Source organism: Okeania sp. SIO2F4 (genome assembly GCF_010672385.1).
In the GTDB taxonomy this organism is placed as follows: domain Bacteria; phylum Cyanobacteriota; class Cyanobacteriia; order Cyanobacteriales; family Microcoleaceae; genus Trichodesmium.
The window spans coordinates 1,433-3,182 of the sequence record NZ_JAAHGT010000102.1; the positions used below are offsets into that span (position 1 = coordinate 1,433).

At 48.4% G+C, this 1,750-nt stretch carries 1 protein-coding gene; it reads left to right on the forward strand.

Annotated elements, in window-relative coordinates; translation table 11 throughout:
- Nucleotides 1–1,750 (forward strand): beta strand repeat-containing protein (locus F6K22_RS09270; RefSeq protein WP_293096213.1); only part of this gene is annotated, 1,750 nt, incomplete at both ends.

A 1,750-nucleotide genomic window follows, 5' to 3' on the forward strand; every position in this document is an offset into this window, starting at 1 on the left:
ACACTCACAGGGACTGCTCCACTAGCAGACTATCAGAATGCCATAGCTCAAATAGAATACAACAACACATCAGCCAACCCAGACACCACAGCTCGTAGTGTCACAGTAGTAGTCAACGATGGAGAAAGTGATAGTAACACAGCCACAACAACAATTAACATCACAGCAACCAACGCACCCCCCACATTAGACCTAGACGGTAACGACAGTAGTGGAGCTACAGACAACAACTACACAACAACCTTCACACAAGGAGGTGCAGCAGTAGCAATAGGAGACAGTGATGTTGCGATAACAGACATAGACGACACCAACATCGAATCAGCCACAATCGTATTAACCAACAGACCAGACGGAGATACAGTAGAAAGCTTATCAGTCAACAGCACACTCCCAACAGGAATAACAGCCAGCGCTTATGATAGTACCACAGGAACAATCACACTCACAGGGACTGCTCCACTAGCAGACTATCAGAATGCCATAGCTCAAATAGAATACAACAACACCTCAGCCAACCCAGACACCACAGCTCGTAGTGTCACAGTAGTAGTCAACGATGGGGATACTAACAGCAACACAGCCACAACAACAATCAACATCACAGGGACTAACGCACCCACAGCAGAAGACGACACAGCCACAGTAGCCGAAAGTGGCACAACCAACATTGATGTACTAGAAAACGACGACTTTGGCGGAGACGGAGCCGGCACAATTACCATAGATGGAGTCACAGGAGGCACAGCCACAATCAACGATGGAGGGACACCAAACGACCCCACAGATGACACCATAGACTTTACTCCCGACCCCGAATTCGATGGAAACCCCACCATTAACTACACAATCACAGATAGTGATGGAGATACCAGCAGTGCTACTGTAGACATTAGAGTTACACAAGGCCAAGTCCCCACAGCAGAGGACGACACAGCCACAGTAGCAGAAGACAGTGGCACAACCAACATACCTGTACTCAGCAACGACAACTTTGGCGGAGACGGACCATCAACAGGAACCATAACACTAGATGGAGTAACAGGAGGCACAGCCACAGTCAACGATGGAGGCACACCAAACGACCCCACAGACGACACCATAGACTTCACACCAGACGCCGACTTCAATGGAGCAGCCACCATCAACTATACAATCACAGATAGTGATGGAGATACCAGCAGTGCCACAGTAGACGTAACAGTAACTCCAGTCAACGATGTCCCCACAGCAGAGGACGACACAGCCACAGTACTAGAAGACAGTGGAGTGAACAACATTACCGTACTAGGAAACGACAACTTTGGAGGAGACGGACCATCAACAGGAACCATAACAGTAGATGGAGCCACCAACGGTACAGCCACAGTCAACGATGGAGGGACACCAAATGATCCCACAGATGACACCATAGACTTCACACCAGACGCCGACTTCAATGGAGCAGCCAGCATCAACTATACAATCACAGATAGTAATGGAGATACCAGCAGTGCTATAGTAGACATTACAGTAGAAGCAGAGCCAAACCAACCCCCCGTTGCCAACAATGACAACAGCACAACATTAAGCGGTCAACCAGTCACATTCAACATTAGTGATAACGACAACGACATAGACGGGACCATCGACCCCAACACCATCGACATTGACCCCAATACACCAGGAAATCAAAATACCATCACAGTACCAGAAGGCACATTTACCGTAGATAATAACGGAAACCTCACCTTCACCCCCGAACCAGGTT